This is a genomic window from Ensifer sp. Root423 (assembly GCF_001426275.1).
GTDB classification, from domain to species: Bacteria; Pseudomonadota; Alphaproteobacteria; order Rhizobiales; family Rhizobiaceae; genus Ensifer; species Ensifer adhaerens.
In genome coordinates this window covers 822-18,946 of sequence record NZ_LMEG01000007.1, presented here as the reverse complement: position 1 = coordinate 18,946, position 18,125 = coordinate 822, and the positions used below count along the sequence as shown (strand labels likewise).

Genomic DNA, 18,125 nt, shown 5'->3' with positions numbered 1-18,125 from the left:
CGGTTGCGCCACCCGACTGCAGAAATGCGTCAGCGCAAGCGTTTTACTCCACAAGAGAACTGAACTGTCGCAAATGGCGGGCCATCGCCGTCTCGAATCTGCGACACACTCCCCATCGGCAACACGGTGGGTCTTTCATGAACGACGATCAGTTTCCCGATGCAGCAACCGGCGACGCAACCTCGACGCCGCTGGAGCGCCGACGCCGCCCGGGCGGGCGCAGCGCCGAGCGTGTGCGCAAGTCTCCCGGCGGGAAATATCTCAATCTTGTCAATACGCTGGCGAAATCCACCGTACTTTCGGATGATGCGCTTGAATCGGTGCATGAGGCATCGCTAACGATCCTCGAAGAGATCGGCATGGACGTTATCCTGCCGGAGGCGCGCGAGCGGATGAAGGCGGCTGGCGCCGACTTGACGCCCGGCACCGACCGGGTGCGCTTCGACCGCGGCCTGATCATGGACATGATCGCCTCTGTTCCTCCGGCCTTCACCATGCACGCCCGCAACCCGGCCCGCAATGTCGCGATCGGCGGCAACAATCTCGTCTTCGCCCAGATCGCCAGCGCGCCGTTCGTCGCAGACCGGGACGGCGGCCGCCGCACCGGCAACCAGGAAGACTACCGAAAGCTGGTGAAGCTCGCGCAGTCCTATGACATCGTCCACACGACCGGCGGCTATCCGGTCGAGCCGGTCGACATCCATGCCTCGGTGCGCCACCTCGATTGCCTCTCCGACATGGTGAAGCTCACCGACAAGGTGTTCCACGTCTATTCGCTGGGCAAGCAGCGCAACACCGACGGCATCGAGATCGCCCGCATCGGCCGTGGCATCACGATGGAGCAGATGGAGCGCGAGCCGTCGCTCTTCACCATCATCAACACCTCCTCGCCGCTCCGGCTCGACGGGCCGATGCTGCAGGGCATCATCGAGATGTCCTCGCGCAACCAGGTGGTGGTCGTCACGCCCTTCACGCTCGCCGGCGCCATGGCGCCGGTGACGATCGCCGGTGCGCTCGTCCAGCAGAACGCCGAAGCGCTCTGCGGCATCGCCTTCACCCAGATGGTCAGGCGCGGCGCACCCGTGATGTATGGCGGCTTCACCTCCAACGTCGACATGAAGACCGGAGCGCCCGCCTTCGGCACGCCGGAATACATGAAGGCGGTGGTCGCCGGGGGCCAGCTCGCCCGCCGCTACAACATCCCCTACCGCACCTCGAACACCAACGCCGCCAATACGCTGGACGCTCAAGCGGCCTACGAATCCGCCATGTCGCTCTGGGCGCTGACGCAAGGGGGCGGCAATTTCGTCATGCATGCCGCCGGCTGGACCGAAGGTGGGCTTACGGCCTCCTTCGAGAAGTTCATTCTCGACGTCGACATGTTGCAGATGGTGGCGGAATACCTGATCCCGCTTGATGTCAGCGAAGATGCGCTGGGCCTCGATGCCGTGCGCGACGTCGGCCCGGGCGGCCATTACTTCGGCACGCTGCACACGCTGCAGCGCTACGAGACCGCCTTCTATTCACCGATCCTGTCGGACTGGCGCAACTTCGAGACCTGGACCGAAGCCGGGCGGCCGACGACATACGATCACGCCAACCGGATCTTCAAACAGAAGCTGAACGAATACGAGCGCCCGCCCCTCGATCCGGCGATCGAGGAGGAACTCGATGCCTTTGTCGCCAAACGCAAGGCCGAGGGCGGCGTCCCCACCGACTTCTGACGGGACGCCTTGGGTAAACCGGAAAGCGTTACGAAGTCCGGCTGCGGCCGAGCCTTAAGGGAACACCGCGGCCCGTGCCGTTGCGATCAGTTGCTCGGTGGTTGCAGCCACGCAGTTGCGGTCGATCTCGGCGACTGTCCGCTCGCGGACATGGGCGGAAAGCTGCTTGCGGAGATCGCCAAGCGTCCGGGGTGCTGCGCAAATCACCAGGCTGTCGAAGGCATGGTTGGCGGCGTAGCTCTCCAGCCTTCCGGCCACGTCCGCAACAAAGCGCTGCTGCTCCTCGCGAACGGGATCGCTCTTGTATTCCATGGCCGAGCGTCCGTGTCCGACGGACGAATGCGACCGGCCCGGCTTGTCGGCCATGATGTCCTGAACGCGCTTCGGTTCGGTGTGAAAGGTCTCCTCCTCCGGCCGCTGGCGCTCTTCCTTCAACAGGTTCACGCCCTTGACGATGCGCGCGGTGTTGCCATCCGCGGCCAGTATCCAAGTCCGGTTCTGCACGATTGTCTCCCAGTGAAAGGTGTGGATCGCGAAGGGTCATGAAAACCCTGTAAAGGAAACGAACGAGCGGCGATCCGGTTCCATCGGAAGGTGGCGATGATGCTGATTATTTGGCCGGATGCGCCGGTCACATCCGCGCGATATAGGCTTCGAAGCTGCGTTCCGGCGTCACCTCGTAACGCTCGCGCTGGACACGAAGCGTGCTGATCCTGTCGACCCGGAAATCGCGGAAATCCGACCTCAGTTCGCACCAGCCCGTCAGCAGCCAGAAGTGGCCGAAGACGCTGAGGCCGAGCGGCCAGATGGTGCGCTCGGAATGTTCGTCCTTGAGGCTGTCATAGGCCAGGCGAAGCTTGCGGCGACCGGCGATCGCCAGGCGGATCTCGCCGAGCAGCGCCGGCGGTTCCGGCTGGAGCGAAGAGCGGAAGGCGCGAAGGGGCGCGGCTGTCAGCCGCTGCCGATGTTCGGGCGGCAGACCATGGGCGATCTTCTCCATCGCCTCGCGCGCCGCCTGGGCGAGCCTGCCGTCGCCGAGCATCTGCACGGCGCGGGCGCCGAAAGCGAGCGCTTCCAGCTGCTCGAAGGTAAAGGCAAGCGGCGGCGCATCGAACGCACCGCGCAGGAGATAGCCGACACCGCGTTCGCCGTCGATCGGCGCGCCGGAGGCGATCAGGTGCTCCATGTCGCGATAGATGGTGCGCTGGGCGACCTCCATCTTCTCGGCGATCTCGCGCGCCGTCATCACCCGGCCGCTCGCGCGCAGGAGCTGGATGATGCGAAACAGCCGGTCGGCGGGTCTCATGCCTGGCCTCCCCGCGGCAAGACTTCGTTCAAAAGGGCTACCGCGCGCATCGCGTGTCCACAAGCACGGCACCGTCGATAATGGCCATAAGGCTGTCAGTTGCCCTGTGTTAAATCAAGCGACAACTCACAGGGAGCCTCATCATGACCAGCGATCACATCCTTGAACTTGCTGTCTGCATCGTCACCGACAGGCCGGCGGCCACAGCCACGCGCCAGCGAGCGATGCAGGCCGTTTCCCGCTATCCGGGCTTCGTCTCCTGGCGCGCGGTCGATTCCTGCGAGACCTCGGGCATGTTCGCAGACCTGGTCGAATGGGAGACACTGGAGGCTGCGCAATCGGCCGGAGAGCGCGTCCGGGTCGATCCGGAGTTCGCACCTTACGCAGCGACGATCAGCGCGGTAATGCTCGTGCAGCATTTTAGCGGCGGCCAGAGGATCTGACCGGCCCGGAATTGGACGAGCAAAGGACTGCCTGAGCGATGGCCGAACCACTGAAGAATCTGCTGCACCCCGGTGTCGTCATCGCCATCGCCGATGCGCTCGAACGCAACGCCGCCGGTTTCGACCGCAAGAGGTTCGTGGCGCTTGCGGGTGACGGGCTGGAGGCGCTGGAGCTGATGCAGCGCTCGCTGCAGATCCGCGACGCGCTGGTCGAGACGCTGCCGCAGGCGTTTCCGGAGGCGGCCGCCAACCTCCACGCCTGCCTTCCTCGCGACGGCGCGGACGGTATCAGCGGCTGGTCGCTGCTGCCCTTCAGCCAGTACGTCGCCTTGCGCGGCCTCGACGACTTCGACCTGTCGCTGTCGCTGTTGCGGGCGCTGACGCCGCATTTCACAGCCGAGTTCGGCATCCGCGTCTTCATCGATCGCGACCAGGAGCGCGCCCTCGCGACGATCCGGGACTGGACGAAGGATCCCAACCATCACGTCCGGCGACTGGCGAGCGAAGGCACCCGCCCGCGCCTGCCCTGGGCGATGCGACTGCTGCAGCTCATCCGCGATCCGCAGCCGATCCTGCCGATCCTGACCGCGCTTCTCGACGACCCCGAGGAGTATGTGCGCCGCTCGGTTGCCAACAGCCTCAACGACATCGCCAAGGACCATTCGGATCTGGTGGCTGCTTTCGTCGCCGAACAGATCGGCGACGCATCGCCGGAGCGCCGCCAGCTTCTGCGCCACGCCTCGCGCACGCTGCTGAAGCAGGGGCACGCGGACGCGCTCGGCAATTTCGGTTTCGCTCCCCCGGCCGGCATCAATGCGCGCTTTTCGCTCGATCGTTCGGACATCGTGCTTGGCGAAAGCCTCGGCCTGCGCCTCGCCGTCAGCCATGACGCCGAGACGAGCCAGAAGGTGATGATCGACTACGCTGTGCACCATCGCAAGGCAAACGGTGCGACCTCGCCGAAAGTCTTCAAGTGGACATCCGCGACGCTTGTCCCCGGCGGCTCGATCGAGATCGAGAAACGCCATGCGATCCGGCCCATTACGACCCGTCGCTATTACCCGGGCGCGCATCGCATCGTCATCCTCGTCAACGGCCAGGAAGCGGCAGAAGCGGGCTTCGATCTCGCGCTTGAGTAGATCTCATTTCGCACCTGCGAAAAGATGGACCTTGACTTTTTCGTCCAAACCAACGACATGGTGCCCAGCGTCACCTTCCGGCCGCCGCGTGAGCGCGCCCTCGGCAGACATCGAAAGCCGTGAAGAAGGATAGCGCACATATCACCGCGATAGGCGGTACAGCACAGGCGCTTGACGACTTAATTCAACCCACAAGTTCCCAATTCACGCGGGGTTCTTGACGCCGAACGACACCGGAACAGCAACGATGCGGTTCCGGCGAATGCGTTTGGCGCCCCCAAAAGGTATATGCATTTGTCCACCTTTAAAGATCTCGGCCTCTCCGAGCACATTCTGGAAACCCTGACTGCCAACGGCTTCGAAAAGCCGACCCCGATCCAGGCTCAGGCGATCCCGCTGGTGCTGAAGGGCAACGATCTCATCGGTCTCGCCCAGACCGGCACCGGCAAGACGGCCGCCTTCGGCCTGCCGATGATCGAGAAGCTCGTTGCCGAAGGCAAGCGCCCCGATCCGCGCAACATTCGCGCCCTGGTTCTGGCGCCGACCCGCGAACTGGTCAACCAGATCGCCGCCAACCTCAAGCTGTTCGTCAAGAAGTCACCGCTGAAGATCGGCGTTGTCGTTGGCGGCGTCTCGATCAACAAGCAGACCGAACAGCTCGCCCGCGGTGTCGACATCCTGGTCGCAACCCCCGGCCGCCTGCTCGACCTCGTTGCCCGCAAGGCCGTGACGCTGACGCAGGGCCGCTACCTGGTTCTCGACGAAGCCGACCAGATGCTCGACCTCGGCTTCATCCACGACCTGCGCAAGATCTCCAAGCTGGTGCCGAAGAACCGCCAGACGCTGCTCTTCTCGGCCACCATGCCGAAGCAGATCGCCGAGCTTGCTGGCGAGTACCTGACCAACCCGGTCAAGGTCGAAGTCACGCCTCCGGGCAAGGCTGCCGACAAGGTCGAACAGTATGTTCACTTCGTTCCCGGCAAGGACCTGAAGACGACCATCCTCAAGAAGACGCTGACAGAGAACCCGGACGGCCTGTCGCTGATCTTCAGCCGCACCAAGCATGGCGCCGAGAAGCTGATGAAGCATCTCGACCACGTCGGCTTCAAGGCCGCCTCGATCCACGGCAACAAGAGCCAGGGCCAGCGCGAGCGCGCGCTCAAGGCCTTCCGTGACGGCGAGATCCGCGTGCTGGTCGCGACCGACGTCGCCGCCCGCGGCATCGACATCCCCGGCGTTACTCACGTCTACAACTACGACCTGCCGGAAGTGCCGGATGCCTATGTTCACCGCATCGGCCGCACCGCGCGCGCCGGCCGCGACGGCATCGCCATCGCCTTCTGCGCGCCGGACGAAATCCGCCTGCTGCGCGACATCGAGAAGCTGATGGGCATCAACATTGCCGTTGCCAGCGGCGAGGCTCCCGCCGACCAGGCGCGTCCGGCCAAGGGCCGCGGCGGCCGTGGCAACAACGGCGCCGGCCACCGCAAGGGCAATGGCGGCGGTCACCACCAGAACGGCGGCCGTCCGCCGCGCCGTGAGCGTCCGGCCGGCGAGCCGGTTGCTGCGACCAGCGGCTTCACCGGTGACGACCTATTGCGCGACGAGCGTCGCCCGCAGCGCCAGGAGCGCCGCGATCACGGCCATCCGCAGACCGACGGCCGTGGCGAAGGCAACCGCAACCACGAAGGCAAGAAGCACCACGGACGTCCCGGCCAGAAGCAGGGCGAACGTCGTGACCGCAACCATGGCGGCCGCAACGAAAACCGTGGCGGTGGCGAGCGTCGCGAAGGCGGCCAGGGCCAGCGTCGGGGCAATGGCGGCAATCGCGGCCACCAGGGCTGACCCAGGCGCTGCGCGTCAACCGGGCGCGCAAAAGCCAGCGTAGAATTTTGAAATGTGAACGGCGGGTCGCTTCGGCCCGCCGTTTTAGTTTTGGGCCAAGCGCATGCCGCTATTGCAAAACCGCTTCACACTCTCGCGCGTCGTGCTTCACGCCTGCTTGCGGTTGGTGAGATAGACGCCGGCAACGGCAATGATGGTGCCGATGACCATCGGCAGCGTCAGCGCTTCGCCGAAGAAGAGCCACGCCTGCACGGCGGCAAGCGGCGGCACGAGATAGATCAGCGACGCTGCGCGCGACACCTGCCCCCGACGGATCAAATAAAGCAGCAGCGCGATCGCGCCCATCGAGAGCCCGAGAACCGACCAGGCAAGTGCCAGAACCACCTGGAGGTTCCAAGTGACGTGCAAGTCTTCGAGCATCAGCGCCAGCGGGATCGTCACGATCAGCGCGCCGAGATATTGCAGCGCTGCGATGGTGCGGATGTCACCGCTCTGCAGATGGCGCTTCTGGTAGAGCGTGCCATAGGTGACGGCGCCCATGCCGAGCACGTTGATGATCACAGGCAGAAAGTGGATCGGCGTCGCCCCCGTGTCGATCGCCAGCACCTTCGGCAGGACGGCAAGCGCAATGCCGAAGAAGCCGAGCACCAGCCCGAGCTTCTGCTGCGTGCTCAGCCTCTCGTCGATGACGAAGGCCGCGGCGACCGCGGTCATCAGCGGCTGCAGGCCGGCGATGATGCCGGAAATGCCGGCCGGCACGCCCTCGCCGATCGCCCACCAGACCGACCCGAGATAGAGCCCGTGCAGGAACATGCCGGACACGATCGCATGACCGGCCATTTTCCAGGACTTCGGCCATCGTGCGCCGGTGACGACGCAGAACAGGATGAAGAGCGCGATCGCCAGCGTGTAGCGCAACACGAGAAAGGTCAGCGGATCTGCGTAGACCGCAGCATATTTCGCCACCACCCAGCCGGTGGACCAGAGCAGAACGAAGATGGCGGGAGCCAGACGGGCGAGCATGGTGAGCCTATCGGAATGACGGCGGCAGGTGGAAGCAATGAACCGCCCTCGCTGAAGCGCGTCGGGCTGTTGTAACGCTTTGATCTGCCGCTGATTTCGCGCTCAAATCCCTCCGATTTAAGCACTCATGCAAGTATCCGCGCCGGTATCGATGGTCAAAGCAATTTTTCTGATGGGAAGCATCAGCCAATCGGAACCATCAGCCTGAGCGAGGATAGCGACAGCGAGACGAAACCGGGATCGTACTCCTCGCGATAGTGCAGCAAGGCGGTATCGACCGCGTGGCCTTCGGCCGCGATCCAGTCGAACATTCTCTGGTAATGGGCAAAGACGTCGCCACTATCAGGGTGATGCAGGGCCGTGACGAAGCGCATGGCCGGCAGGTCGACAAAGCCTGGGTGCACGGTCGTCTCTGCCTTGTCGGAAACATAGCCGACGAGATAGCGGAATCCATCCGGGCGATCGTTCCAGGAGATGCCGACCAAGGCTGCATGATCGCCTGGATGCAGATGCTGGTGATGCCCCTGCATTTCGGCGATCAGCCGGCGAACGGCACCATCGGCCGCCTCGCCGAAGGTGCCCTCCCAGAACGATCCGGAAATGCGCTGTGCGGGTCTCTCGACAATTTCGAACACCATGGTCGCCTCTTAAAAAAGAGATCCTGCAGCGATTGCCAGGGGTCTCCCGCATGGCAAGCCCTGGAGCAAAACGGAATTTGCCTCAAAGCAGTTCCACGAAGGCCCGCGCCGCGTGGCTGAACTGCCTCTCGCGGTGGGTCAAAAGCTCGAAGCTGCGCTCAGCCAGTTCGAACGGCAGTTCCACGAGCCGGCCGCTATCGACGAAAGGTTGTGCTGCGAGCCGGGAAACGGCCGTGACGAAAGGACCGCTTTCGACCGCCGTCAGCACCGCCTCGTTCGAGGGCAGCTCAAGCTCGATCCTGAGCCGATCGACGTCTGCTCCATGATCATTCATCGATTGCAGGAACATTGCCCGCGTGCCGGAGCCTTCCTCGCGCAGCACCCAGCGCGCAGAAAGCAGCATTTCCAGATTGACGGCAGCCCCAACGAACGCGTGCAAGGGCGCGGCATAGACGGCGATGCGATCGACGGCGACGCGGCGATGGTCGAGCTTGGCGCCATCCACGCGCCCCTCGACGAAGCCGAGCTGCGCCGTGCCCTCTTCCACCGCCTCGGCGACGACGGCCGTGTTGCGCACGGTGAGCTTCACATCGACCTGGGGATAGTCGTGGGTGAAGCGGGCAAGGCGCGACGGCAGCCAATAGCTCGCGACCGTCTGGCTGGCAGCGATCGACAGTTCGCCGCGGCGAAGCTCCGAGAGATCGCGCAGGCAGGCAGTGGCGGCGAGCGCCCGGGCGAGCACCGCCTTTGCCTCCGGCAGGAAGATCTTGCCGGCATCGGTCAGCGTCAGGCCGCGGCCGACGCGATCGAACAATCTGATGTCGTGCTGGGTTTCGAGCGCCGCGATGGCCGCGCTTGCGGCCGACTGCGTGACGTTCATCGCCTCGGCGGCTTTGGTCATGTGCAGCCGCTCGGCGACCGCGACGAAGATTTTAAGCTGATCGAGTGTCATGGTAGATCAATCGCAAAAATCGATCAGAATGACAAGAATAATCCGTTAGACTGATTCATGGATGAGCGTAGGTTGCGCCCATGTCCAGATCGCATTCCCCATTTCGCTCCCAATTTTCCTCAGTCGCCTCCCGCCTGACGTGCATTCTTCCGGGCCTTTTCCTCTGCTGTCTCGTCGCACTTGCGGCCATCGGTCTGGAATGGATCGAGCGGCGCTGGACCGGCCGCGCCTGGCTGGAAGCGCTCGTTCTCGCGATCCTTCTCGGCGCTATCGTCCGCAGCCTCTGGACACCCGGCCCCCGCTTCCTCTCCGGCATCCACTTCTCGGCGAAAGTCCTGCTGGAGACAGCGATCGTGCTGATCGGCGCGATGCTGAGCTTCGATGCGATCGCCGCGAGCGGGCCGACCCTGCTCGTCACCATCGTCGCCATGGTTCTTCTGTCGATTTCCACCGGCTACGTGATTGCGCGCATGCTCGGGCTGCCGAAACGCCTGGCGACCTTGATTGCCTGCGGCAACGCCATCTGCGGCAACTCGGCGATCGCCGCCGTCGCACCGGCCATCGGTGCCCGCGGCGAGGAGGTCGCAGCTGCAATTTCTTTTACCGCCATCCTCGGCATCGCCGTCGTCCTGTCGCTGCCCTTCGTCGGCGGTTGGCTCGGCATGACGCCTCAGGGCTACGGCGTCTTTGCCGGCATGACCGTCTATGCCGTACCCCAGGTCCTGGCCGCGGCCAGCCCCTTCAGCCCGCTCTCGGTCCAGGTGGGCACGCTGGTCAAGCTCGTGCGCGTGCTGATGCTCGGCCCCGTCGTCTTCTGCTTCTCGCTAATTGGCAGCCGCGATACCGAGCCGGAATGCAAAGCGCCCGGACAACGGAAGTCGCGCCTCGCCACGATCCTCCATTTCGTTCCCTGGTTCATTCTGGGTTTCCTCGCCGTTGCGATCGCCCGCAACAGCGGCGCAATCTCCGACACACTCGCGACCGACGCCGTGACGGTCTCCACCTGGCTGACGGTCATCGCCATGGCCGCCCTCGGCCTTGAGGTCGACATCCGCGCGCTCGCCCATTGCGGGCCGCGTGCAAGTGCTGCCGCCACATTGTCGCTGCTGGTGCTCGGTGTCCTCGCGGTCCTCGCGATCGTCTGCCTGGGTCTCGGCTAGCTTCGGCGCCCGCGTCCAAATTTAGAGCAAGTGCATATTTCTTGCCCACCCGGTCGCAACCACTTTCTGCGACCGGATGCGGCTGCCCTGTCGTTGGGCAGATTTCCCCGCGAACGGGCGCTTCTGGCGTGGCCAACTTTCTTTTCAGGCGACTGAGCACGCTTCTTGCATTGCAACCAGCCTTGTACTCAAATGGTCAAAAATAAGGGGACCACGCCTTTGGCATTTGACGAAATGATGAATGCGGACAGCAGTCCGCGCCAGCCATATTCGACCTATCATGATTGGTATGCCAGCCAGGACAGAAATCGGCTCATAGCGAAATCCAAGGACGCCGAGAACATCTTCCGGAAAACCGGCATCACCTTCGCGGTCTACGGACACGCAGACAGTTCCGAAAAGCTCATCCCCTTCGATCTCATCCCCCGCATCATCTCCGGCCGCGAATGGCGCAAGCTCGCCCAGGGCATCGAACAGCGGGTCATCGCTCTCAACGCCTTTCTCGACGACATCTACCACAAGCAGGAAATCATCCGCGCCGGCCGCATCCCGCGCGAACTGATCGAGAAGAACGAAGCCTTCCTGCCGCAGATGATCGGTTTCCGCCCGCCGGGCGGCGTCTATACCCATATCGTCGGCACCGACATCGTCAGAACCGGCGAAGACCAGTTCTACGTTCTCGAAGATAACGCGCGTACCCCGTCCGGCGTCAGCTACATGCTGGAAAACCGCGAAACGATGATGCAGATGTTCCCGGAACTCTTCCATCAGAACCGCGTGCGCCCGGTCGAGAACTACCCCTACCTGCTGCGGCAGAGCCTTTCGTCGCTAGCCCCTCCCGGCTGCAGCGGCAAGCCGCGCGTCGCGGTGCTGACGCCCGGCATCTACAATTCGGCTTACTACGAACACGCGTTCCTCGCCGACCAGATGGGCGTCGAGCTCGTCGAAGGATCGGACCTGCGGGTGATCGACGGCAAGGTGAAGATGCGCACCACCCGCGGCTACGAGGCGATCGACGTGCTCTACCGCCGCGTCGATGACGACTTCCTCGACCCACTCACCTTCCGACCGGATTCCGCCCTCGGCATTCCCGGCATCATGGACGTCTACCGCGCCGGCAACATCACCATTGCCAACGCGCCCGGCACCGGAATTTCCGACGACAAGGCGATCTATTCCTACATGCCCGAGATCGTCGAGTTCTATACCGGCCGCAAGCCGCTCTTGGAAAACGTCCCGACCTGGCGCTGTTCCGAGCCGCAGAGTCTCAAATACGTGCTCGAGCATCTGGAAGAGCTGGTGGTCAAGGAGGTCCACGGCTCAGGCGGCTACGGCATGCTGGTAGGCCCGACGGCGACCAGGAAGGAACGCGCCGTCTTCGCCGAGAAGCTGAAAGCCCGCCCGACCAATTACATCGCCCAGCCGACGCTTTCCCTTTCCACCGTGCCGATCCTCGTCAACAAGGGCATCGCGCCCCGGCACGTCGACCTTCGCCCCTATGTCCTCGTCTCCGACAAGGTCCAGATCATCCCCGGCGGCCTGACGCGCGTGGCGCTGAAAGCCGGTTCGCTCGTCGTGAACTCCAGCCAGGGTGGCGGGACCAAGGACACCTGGGTGCTGGAGGACTGAGAGATGCTGGGAAGAACTGCAAACGGCCTCTACTGGATGTTCCGCTATATCGAACGCGCCGAAAACAGCGCCCGGCTGATCGATGCCGGCCTGCGCATGGCGCTGACCCGCAGCGAGGCAACGGAGGGCGACTGGGACGGTGTGCTGCAAAGTGCGGGCGTGCGCGAACTTTATGACGAGGTGCACGAAACGCTGACGAGCATCGACGCGATCGACTTCCTGCTGCGCGACCGGGCCAACCCCTCAAGCGTGATGTCCTGCATCGAGGCGGGGCGTCACAATGCCCGCATGGTGCGCACGGCGCTGACGCGCGAAACCTGGGAAGCCACCAACGAGTGCTATCTCGAGATGAGGGCAATGCTGTCGAAGAAGGCGCGCCCGACGGACATGCCGGAGATCATCGACATGATCAAGCGCCGCGCCGGCCTCATCCGTGGCGCCTTCCACGGCACCATGCTTCGAAACGAGATCTTCAATTTCTCGCGCATCGGCACCTTCATCGAACGGGCCGACAACACCGCCCGCATACTTGACGTGAAGTACTACGTGCTTCTGCCGGCGGTCGCCGCCGTCGGCTCGTCGATGGACAATGTGCAGTGGGAATCGATCCTGCGCTCGGTCTCGGCGCATCGCGCCTATGGCTGGGTCTATGACGCCGAACTTCGCCCCGCCAACATCGCCGACTTCCTGATTTCCAACGGCCGCATGCCGCGCTCGCTTGCCTATTGCTACGAGAAGATCGCCAGCAACCTCGGCTATCTCGAGCGGGAGTATGGCGAACGCCATGCCGCCCACGAGACGGCCGACCGGACGCTAGCGTCGCTGCGCAGCCAGTCGATCAAGGACATCATGGATCAGGGGCTGCATGAGTATCTCGAAGAATTCATCAGCCACAACAACCGTCTGGGACAGGAAATCTCCGACGGCTACCGATTCTACTAGAGCAGTTTCAGCGAAAGTGTAACGCCGTTTCGCGTTTGGAATTGCGTAAAAACAAGGAGATAGAGCGCTTTCACAACTCCGTTTTGACCGGAAGCGTTCTAGATCGGAGGATGGCATGCACCTGAAGATCAGCCACACGACCGAATATCACTATGACGAGCCCGTGCAGTATGCCCTGCAGCGCTTGCGGCTGACGCCGCTCACCCAGGTGGGCCAGACCGTGCTCGGCTGGGAGACCCTCGTCGATGGCGCTGCGATCGAAGTGAACTACGACGACCACTTCGGCAACCGTGTTCACCTCGTCAGCATCGACGGCGACCGCGAAACGATCCATATCACGGCCTCCGGCGAGGTCCACACGGAGGACCGCGCCGGCGTCTTCGGCCCGCACCAGTCCTATGTGCCGCTGTGGCTCTTTGCACGCGAAACACCGCTTACCAAGGCCGGAAAGCTCATCCGCGAGCTCGCAAAATCCGCCGAAGGTGACACCGCCCTTGCCCGCATGCATGCGCTGATGGAGACGATCCACGAGGCGGTGACGTACAAACCCGGCGAGACCCATGCGGAAACGACGGCCGAGGATGCGCTGGAAAGCGGCCAGGGCGTCTGCCAGGACCATGCCCATATCCTGATCGCAGCGGCGCGCTCGCTCGATCTACCGGCGCGCTACATCTCGGGCTACCTGATGATGGAGGGGCACCCCGAACAGACGGCCAGCCACGCCTGGGCCGAGGTGCATCTCAACGGGCTCGGCTGGGTCGGCTTCGATGCAGCCAACAAGATCTGCCCAGATGATCGCTATGTCCGCATCGCCTCCGGCCTCTGCTACCGCGACGCCGCCCCCATCTCCGGGCTGATCCACGGCGAGGCGAAGGAGACGCTGAAGGTGTCGGTCACGGTCGAACAGCAGCAGCAAAGCCAAAACCAAAGCCAGGCCCGGGGCCAGAGCCAAAATCAGAGTCAGTAGGGCCTGAGGCGGGGCGGCGAGGACGCCCCGCCGAAGCTGCAGGGTGTTGCAACTACCGCGAGGCGCTCGCCTGCAGGATGCGGCAGAGCGAAACCAGCCCGCTGTCATAACCGCCGCCAACGACATCGCGACAGCGTTTGATCAGCTTGACCCGCTCGCCGACGGGCAGTGCATTGAACGCGGCCATCGAAGCGCCTGGTGAAACCGAGCCTCCCGAACCGCCTCCGGTTCCACCGCCAACGCTGCCGCCACCCCCGGAGCTCCCGCCGCCGGATCCCGTTCCAACTCCCACGCCGAGCCCAAGCCCGACGCCGTTGCCGCCGCCTGCATTGGCCTTGAGACCAGCAGTCAGGCCATTCCGTCCACCGACCGTGGCATTGACCGAAGTGTTGAGCCCTTTTCCGCCGCCAAGGCCGACATCGGCATCCGCGTTGATGCCATTGGCGCCGCCGGCGCTCGCCTGCACATCGGCGTTGACGCCTTGCGCACCGCCGATCGAGGCGTTTGCGTTGGCATTGACGCCGTTTGCGCCGCCGAGCGATGCGTCGACATCGGCCTTAAGGCCGTTCGAGCCACCAAGTCCGACATTGGCGTTCAGCCCGCTCGGGCCACCGACGGACACGCCGACGCCAAGACCGTTCGCACTCTGTGAAAATGCCGGCTGGGACAGCGCCACCGTCGCAAGAAGACCGAGCGACAACGCAAATACATTCCTCCGCATGATCGTCCTCCTAACAAGGTCAGGGTCGGAATGGCCCCGACAAAGGGGATACGTCGCAGGGTTGCTGCCGGTTGCAGCGGATCAGCCGAAAAGCGAGGGTTTTGCCCGGTGTGGATAACACAGGGCGAAGATGCGGCCGAAGGCGTGTCTTTTCGAAACGATGGCCTTGGCACCCAAACAGGATCGCCGCACTGAAAGTGGTGCGGTGATCGTTCTGAGGCTCTTAGCGGATCAAAGGACGTCTGATGAGACGCGCGCCGTTGTAAGGCTGGCCAATGGCCCGAAAAAGCCGATGATGCGCGTAATGCGCGTCGCGTTGGGATCGAGGAATGCGATGTCCAGACCCTCGGGGAAAGATGATCCGTCGGGCATCACAAATCGCCAGGCGAAGCGTGCGATCCCATGATGAACATCCACGTCGCTTGTCCGAGTAATACGCGCGCCCGGGTGCCCAGCCTGAATACCTGCAATGTGCGCGAGCAGTTCTTCTGCACCGGCGGCATGAACCGTCGGGTCCGTGTACGTTGCGCCATCGGCCCAGATCGGCACCAGCAACGCCCGCCTCTGCTCGGCGTCCTCCGACGACCAGGCAGCGCAATACGAATCGATAAGATCTGTTAACGGCACGCTTCTTCACTCCCTTAGATCATAGGTTCCGACACGCTCCGACGGCCAAGTCGAGGAGCATGCTCCTTCTCGCCGCAAGATAGCTGACGGCTGTTCGGCTGCTGCATTTATCCTTCGATCGTCTCCGATCAATGGAGCACTGCCGCGGCCGCCCACCTGCAGGCACGCAACGTCGCGGGAGAAAACTATGACGTCGACGCTGCGAGGCCAATACGCACCGCGCGGTCAGTGGTTACCCAGAGGTAAGGGAAGATGAACAGGCCCGCCGACTAGGGCTGATTGCAGCGATGAAGACGGTCGCGGGTCAGTGCGAGCATAAAAGTTACAGGTCCCGTCCCGCGACGATGCTTGCGGGTGCGCCAAGCCTGCTCAGCTCGCAGCGGCCTCCTCGACGCTGGCACCTGGGACCGTCGCACCGCAATTACGGTGCGACGGCGGCCTTTGCGCGTCTGTTATGACGCAAGCTGTGTTGAGCGCCAAAGACAAGAGCGAACTGTCCGCTCTCGCGCCGACAGCGTCAGTGGCTGTCGCGGTTCATCGGAATTTCCGCGCCGCGCGGACCGACGAGGAAGTCGAGATCCGCGCCCGTGTCGGCCTGCATCACGCTCTTGACGTAGAGGCCGGCATAACCACCCTTGAGCGGCATCACCGGCGACACCCAGGCAGCGCGACGACGGGCCAGTTCTTCGTCGGAGACATCGAGATGGATGGTGCGGGCCGGCACGTCGACGGCGATCATGTCGCCGTTTTGAACCAGTGCCAGCGGGCCGCCATCGGCCGCTTCCGGCGCCGTGTGCAGGATGACCGTACCGTAGGCCGTGCCGGACATGCGCGCATCGGAGATGCGGATCATGTCGGTAATGCCCTTTTTCAGCACCTTCGGGGGCAGGCCCATGTTGCCGACCTCGGCCATGCCCGGGTAACCCTTCGGGCCGCAATATTTCAGCACCATCACGCAGGTCTCGTCGATGTCGAGATCATCGCGATTGATGCGGGCGTGGTAGTCCTCGATGCTCTCGAACACCACCGCCCGGCCCTTGTGCTGCATCAGGTGCGGCGATGCGGCGGACGGCTTCAGCACGCAGCCCTTGGGCGCAAGATTGCCGCGCAGCACCGCGATGCCGCCGGACTTGGTCAGCGCTTTGTCGCGCGGCACGATGACGTCGTCATTGTAGTTGACGACATCCTTGACGTCGTTCCAGATCGTGTCACCGGTGACGGTCACAGCATCCTTGTGAAGGAGGCCCATTTCGCCCACGGCCTTGATCACGACCGGCAGCCCGCCGGCATAATAGAACTCCTCCATCAGGTACTTGCCCGACGGCTGCAGGTTGACGATCGTCGGCACGTCGCGGCCGAGGCGATCCCAATCGTCGAGACTGAGGTCGACACCGACACGGCCGGCAAGCGCCAAGAGGTGCAGCACGGCGTTGGTCGAGCCGCCGACCGCGCCGTTGACGCGAATGGCGTTCTCGAAGGCCTGCTTCGTCAGGATATCCGAAGGCTTCAGATCCTCCTTGACCATGTCGACGATGCGGCGGCCGGAGAGCTGGGAGATCACCCGGCGGCGGGCATCGACGGCAGGGATCGCCGCATTGCCGGGCAGGGTCATGCCGAGCGCTTCGGCCATCGAGGCCATGGTCGAGGCCGTGCCCATGGTCATGCAACTGCCGGCCGAGCGGGCCATGCCCTGCTCCGCATCCATGAATTCGGCGAGCGACATCTCGCCGGACTTCACCATTTCCGAAAACTGCCAGATCGCCGTGCCCGAGCCGACATCCTTGCCGCGCCACTTGCCGTTCAGCATCGGGCCGCCAGAAACGAGGATGACCGGGATGTCGACGCTGGCAGCCCCCATCAGCAGGCTCGGCGTGGTCTTGTCGCAACCGCCGAGCAGCACGACGCCATCGACCGGATTGCCGCGGATCGCCTCTTCGACGTCCATGGCCGCAAGATTGCGGAACATCATCGCCGTGGGCCGCAGCGTGCTTTCGCCAACGGAAAACACCGGGAATTCGACCGGGAAGCCACCGGCCTCGTAGACGCCGCGCTTCACCCGCTCTGCGAGATCACGCAGATGCGCGTTGCACGGCGTCAGCTCCGACCAGGTGTTACAGATGCCGATGATCGGCCGGCCATCGAAGGTGTCGGCGGGCAGGCCCTGGTTCTTCATCCAGGAGCGGTGCATGATGGCATTCTTGCCGGTACCGCCGAACCAATCCTGCGAACGCAGCTTGCGCGGCCATTCAGCTTTCTTCTTCATCTCTTCCTTCCTTATGCGGCCCGCACCGTTCACGCGGGTCCGATGACGGCGTGCTTCAGGCGAGCGTGTAGGCCGTCTTGACGGTGGTGTAGAACTCGGCGGCGTAGCGCCCCTGCTCGCGCGAGCCGTGGGACGAACCCTTGCGRCCGCCGAAGGGCACGTGGAAATCGACGCCCGCCGTCGGCAGGTTGACCATCACCATGCCGGCCTCGGCATTGCGCTTGAAATGGGTCGCGTGCTTGAGGCTGGTGGTGGCGATGCCCGAGGACAGACCGAAGGGCGTGTCGTTGGCGACAGTGAGCGCCTCATCGTAGTCCTTGACGCGGATGACGGATGCGACCGGCCCGAAGATCTCTTCCCGAGAAATGCGCATCGCGTTCGTCGCTTCGGTGAACAGCGTCGGCTGCAGGTAGAAACCGGGCGTGTCGCGCTTCAGAAGCTCGCCGCCGAAGGCAAGCTTGGCGCCTTCCTGGCGGCCGATGGCGATATAGTCGGTGTCCTGGTTGAGCTGGCTNCCGGGCGTGTCGCGCTTCAGAAGCTCGCCGCCGAAGGCAAGCTTGGCGCCTTCCTGGCGGCCGATGGCGATATAGTCGGTGTCCTGGTTGAGCTGGCTCTCATCGACCACCGGACCGATCTGGGTGCCGGCCTTCAAGGCGTCGTCGATCACAAGCCCCTTCATCCGTTCGCCCATGGCCGCCACGAAGCGATCATGAATGCCCTCGGTGACGATGAGGCGCGAAGATGCG

The 18,125-nt window shown here is 63.8% G+C and carries 17 protein-coding genes and 1 pseudogene; 8 read left to right on the top strand and 10 right to left on the bottom strand.

Translation table 11 applies throughout. From position 1 onward, the window contains the following. Window positions 1-137 precede the first annotated feature (137 nt). Window positions 138-1,724 (top strand): trimethylamine methyltransferase family protein, encoded by a 1,587-nt coding sequence (locus tag ASD01_RS09435; protein ID WP_060643896.1) that lies wholly within the window; start codon window positions 138-140, stop codon window positions 1,722-1,724. A gap of 54 nt (window positions 1,725-1,778) precedes the next feature. Here the strand turns inward: ASD01_RS09435 and ASD01_RS09430 are convergent, their stop codons facing one another. After that, window positions 1,779-2,228 (bottom strand): host attachment protein, encoded by a 450-nt coding sequence (locus tag ASD01_RS09430; RefSeq protein ID WP_034789016.1) that lies wholly within the window; start codon window positions 2,226-2,228, stop codon window positions 1,779-1,781. 127 nt (window positions 2,229-2,355) lie between these two features. Beyond that, complete coding sequence (locus tag ASD01_RS09425) at window positions 2,356-3,030, bottom strand: helix-turn-helix transcriptional regulator (RefSeq protein WP_034789019.1); 675 nt, start codon at window positions 3,028-3,030, stop codon at window positions 2,356-2,358. Window positions 3,031-3,173: 143 nt separating this feature from the next. Here ASD01_RS09425 and ASD01_RS09420 point away from each other — a divergent pair, with 143 nt between their 5' ends. The 3 genes from ASD01_RS09420 to ASD01_RS09410 all read left to right on the top strand — a co-directional run bounded on the left by ASD01_RS09420 (window position 3,174) and on the right by ASD01_RS09410 (window position 6,457). Further along, on the top strand, window positions 3,174-3,473 hold the full coding sequence (locus ASD01_RS09420) for a hypothetical protein (RefSeq protein WP_034789021.1): 300 nt from the start codon (window positions 3,174-3,176) through the stop codon (window positions 3,471-3,473). 38 nt (window positions 3,474-3,511) lie between these two features. Beyond that, window positions 3,512-4,612, top strand: coding sequence for a DNA alkylation repair protein (locus tag ASD01_RS09415; protein ID WP_034789023.1), 1,101 nt, complete (start codon window positions 3,512-3,514; stop codon window positions 4,610-4,612). Between the two features lie 294 nt (window positions 4,613-4,906). Further along, window positions 4,907-6,457, top strand: coding sequence for a DEAD/DEAH box helicase (locus ASD01_RS09410; RefSeq protein WP_060528915.1), 1,551 nt, complete (start codon window positions 4,907-4,909; stop codon window positions 6,455-6,457). Window positions 6,458-6,604: 147 nt separating this feature from the next. Here the strand turns inward: ASD01_RS09410 and ASD01_RS09405 are convergent, their stop codons facing one another. The 3 genes from ASD01_RS09405 to ASD01_RS09395 all read right to left on the bottom strand — a co-directional run bounded on the left by ASD01_RS09405 (window position 6,605) and on the right by ASD01_RS09395 (window position 9,070). Then, the gene (locus tag ASD01_RS09405; RefSeq protein WP_034803471.1) at window positions 6,605-7,480 is read right to left on the bottom strand and encodes a DMT family transporter; all 876 of its coding nucleotides are present in this window, start codon (window positions 7,478-7,480) and stop codon (window positions 6,605-6,607) included. A 182-nt stretch (window positions 7,481-7,662) separates the two neighbouring features. Then, on the bottom strand, window positions 7,663-8,118 hold the full coding sequence (locus tag ASD01_RS09400; protein WP_034803463.1) for a GyrI-like domain-containing protein: 456 nt from the start codon (window positions 8,116-8,118) through the stop codon (window positions 7,663-7,665). A gap of 82 nt (window positions 8,119-8,200) precedes the next feature. Continuing rightward, window positions 8,201-9,070 (bottom strand): LysR family transcriptional regulator, encoded by an 870-nt coding sequence (locus ASD01_RS09395; protein ID WP_034803462.1) that lies wholly within the window; start codon window positions 9,068-9,070, stop codon window positions 8,201-8,203. Between the two features lie 80 nt (window positions 9,071-9,150). On the opposite strand from ASD01_RS09395, the gene ASD01_RS09390 reads away from it, so the two are divergent. The 4 genes from ASD01_RS09390 to ASD01_RS09375 all read left to right on the top strand — a co-directional run bounded on the left by ASD01_RS09390 (window position 9,151) and on the right by ASD01_RS09375 (window position 13,768). Then, the gene (locus ASD01_RS09390; protein WP_082572793.1) at window positions 9,151-10,230 is read left to right on the top strand and encodes a YeiH family protein; all 1,080 of its coding nucleotides are present in this window, start codon (window positions 9,151-9,153) and stop codon (window positions 10,228-10,230) included. Between the two features lie 234 nt (window positions 10,231-10,464). Continuing rightward, window positions 10,465-11,859, top strand: coding sequence for a circularly permuted type 2 ATP-grasp protein (locus tag ASD01_RS09385; protein WP_034803477.1), 1,395 nt, complete (start codon window positions 10,465-10,467; stop codon window positions 11,857-11,859). A gap of 3 nt (window positions 11,860-11,862) precedes the next feature. Continuing rightward, window positions 11,863-12,801 carry an alpha-E domain-containing protein gene (locus ASD01_RS09380; protein ID WP_034803460.1) on the top strand — a complete coding sequence of 313 codons (939 nt, stop codon included), beginning with the start codon at window positions 11,863-11,865 and terminating at the stop codon, window positions 12,799-12,801. Between the two features lie 115 nt (window positions 12,802-12,916). Continuing rightward, window positions 12,917-13,768 (top strand): transglutaminase family protein, encoded by an 852-nt coding sequence (locus ASD01_RS09375; RefSeq protein WP_034803458.1) that lies wholly within the window; start codon window positions 12,917-12,919, stop codon window positions 13,766-13,768. A gap of 52 nt (window positions 13,769-13,820) precedes the next feature. Here the strand turns inward: ASD01_RS09375 and ASD01_RS09370 are convergent, their stop codons facing one another. From ASD01_RS09370 to ASD01_RS36380, 5 genes and pseudogenes are all read right to left on the bottom strand, one after another. Further along, on the bottom strand, window positions 13,821-14,489 hold the full coding sequence (locus ASD01_RS09370; RefSeq protein WP_034803457.1) for a hypothetical protein: 669 nt from the start codon (window positions 14,487-14,489) through the stop codon (window positions 13,821-13,823). A 231-nt stretch (window positions 14,490-14,720) separates the two neighbouring features. Beyond that, window positions 14,721-15,044, bottom strand: coding sequence for a nuclear transport factor 2 family protein (locus ASD01_RS09365; protein WP_127889350.1), 324 nt, complete (start codon window positions 15,042-15,044; stop codon window positions 14,721-14,723). A 589-nt stretch (window positions 15,045-15,633) separates the two neighbouring features. After that, entirely contained in the window at window positions 15,634-17,379 is a 1,746-nt protein-coding gene (gene araD / locus ASD01_RS09360) for an L-arabinonate dehydratase (protein ID WP_034803454.1), read from the bottom strand. A gap of 55 nt (window positions 17,380-17,434) precedes the next feature. Beyond that, a pseudogene (locus ASD01_RS09355) lies at window positions 17,435-17,893 on the bottom strand (aldehyde dehydrogenase family protein); the annotation flags it as partial. A 1-nt stretch (window position 17,894) separates the two neighbouring features. Further along, a partial coding sequence (locus ASD01_RS36380; RefSeq protein ID WP_156623636.1) for an aldehyde dehydrogenase family protein occupies window positions 17,895-18,125 on the bottom strand: 231 nt, incomplete at both ends.

Bases quoted from the DNA above. Each gene is read 5' to 3' on its own strand.
- ASD01_RS09425 (WP_034789019.1), bottom strand. From the start codon at position 3,030: ATGAGACCCGCCGACCGGCTGTTTCGCATCATCCAGCTCCTGCGCGCG.
- ASD01_RS09420 (WP_034789021.1), top strand. From the start codon at position 3,174: ATGACCAGCGATCACATCCTTGAACTTGCTGTCTGCATCGTCACCGAC.
- ASD01_RS09380 (WP_034803460.1), top strand. From the start codon at position 11,863: ATGCTGGGAAGAACTGCAAACGGCCTCTACTGGATGTTCCGCTATATC.
- ASD01_RS09415 (WP_034789023.1), top strand. From the start codon at position 3,512: ATGGCCGAACCACTGAAGAATCTGCTGCACCCCGGTGTCGTCATCGCC.
- ASD01_RS09400 (WP_034803463.1), bottom strand. From the start codon at position 8,118: ATGGTGTTCGAAATTGTCGAGAGACCCGCACAGCGCATTTCCGGATCG.
- ASD01_RS09405 (WP_034803471.1), bottom strand. From the start codon at position 7,480: ATGCTCGCCCGTCTGGCTCCCGCCATCTTCGTTCTGCTCTGGTCCACC.
- araD (WP_034803454.1), bottom strand. From the start codon at position 17,379: ATGAAGAAGAAAGCTGAATGGCCGCGCAAGCTGCGTTCGCAGGATTGG.
- ASD01_RS09395 (WP_034803462.1), bottom strand. From the start codon at position 9,070: ATGACACTCGATCAGCTTAAAATCTTCGTCGCGGTCGCCGAGCGGCTG.
- ASD01_RS09375 (WP_034803458.1), top strand. From the start codon at position 12,917: ATGCACCTGAAGATCAGCCACACGACCGAATATCACTATGACGAGCCC.
- ASD01_RS09385 (WP_034803477.1), top strand. From the start codon at position 10,465: ATGATGAATGCGGACAGCAGTCCGCGCCAGCCATATTCGACCTATCAT.
- ASD01_RS09370 (WP_034803457.1), bottom strand. From the start codon at position 14,489: ATGCGGAGGAATGTATTTGCGTTGTCGCTCGGTCTTCTTGCGACGGTG.
- ASD01_RS09390 (WP_082572793.1), top strand. From the start codon at position 9,151: ATGTCCAGATCGCATTCCCCATTTCGCTCCCAATTTTCCTCAGTCGCC.
- ASD01_RS09435 (WP_060643896.1), top strand. From the start codon at position 138: ATGAACGACGATCAGTTTCCCGATGCAGCAACCGGCGACGCAACCTCG.